Source organism: Daejeonella sp., from assembly GCF_037719425.1.
Lineage (GTDB): Bacteria > Bacteroidota > Bacteroidia > Sphingobacteriales > Sphingobacteriaceae > Daejeonella.
Genome location: NZ_JBBJNI010000006.1, coordinates 1 through 734, shown reverse-complemented (window position 1 = coordinate 734; position 734 = coordinate 1). Strand labels below are relative to the sequence as shown.

The following is a 734-nucleotide window of genomic DNA, read 5'->3' as shown; positions in this document are numbered from 1 at the left end:
TTCGTATAAAGCCGATACACCTTAAAGAAAAGATTATGGCACGTTTAATCAATGGAATTATGGGCGCCTTTCGCGGAAAGGTTGGGACTGTTGTTGGTTACACCCGAAATGGGGAAGGAATCATTCGCGGTTTACCAAGAAAAATTTCGAAAGAACCTACGCAAAAACAGCTGGATAATCGTAAGAAAATGGCTGCTTGTCAGGAATGGCTAAAGCTTATCACGCCATTTGTGCGGATTGGTTTCAAAAATTTTTCAGCAAAACAGCATGGATTTGGGAGCGCTTTATCCTATCTCAAACTGAACGCTATGACTGAGGATCTGGAAGTGGATGCGTCAAAAGCTTTGATCTCATGGGGAGATCTGCCCCTGCCTGTCGCAGCTGCTGTTAGTAACCCGAAGCCAGGGATACTAGAGATTACATGGGAAGCAATTCAGGGTGATACTGACCGGGCAATGGTTCTCGCGTATGATGTGAAGCAGGATTTTAAAGGTGAGGTTTGCGGTGAACGCCGGAGCGAAGGAAAGCAATTGCTGGACTGTAAGGATTTGAAGGGGAAAGAATTGCATGTTTATCTGGGCTTTGTTAGCGAGGAGCGCGACAGGTGTTCGGATAGTGTGTATTTGGGGAAGGTGGGGGTAAGGTGAGATTGGGGATCTGAGGTCTGAGGTCTGAGTGGATTTCCGACAAGTGGATTTCCGAAGATTTTAACGCGGAGTTCGCAGAGGTTTTTC

The 734-nt window shown here is 46.3% G+C and carries 1 protein-coding gene; it reads left to right on the top strand.

The features are described from left to right. The coding region (locus WKF69_RS01500; protein ID WP_340378935.1) for a DUF6266 family protein at positions 1 to 647 on the top strand (647 nt) is incomplete at its 5' end. Between the last annotated feature and the right edge of the window lie 87 nt (positions 648 to 734).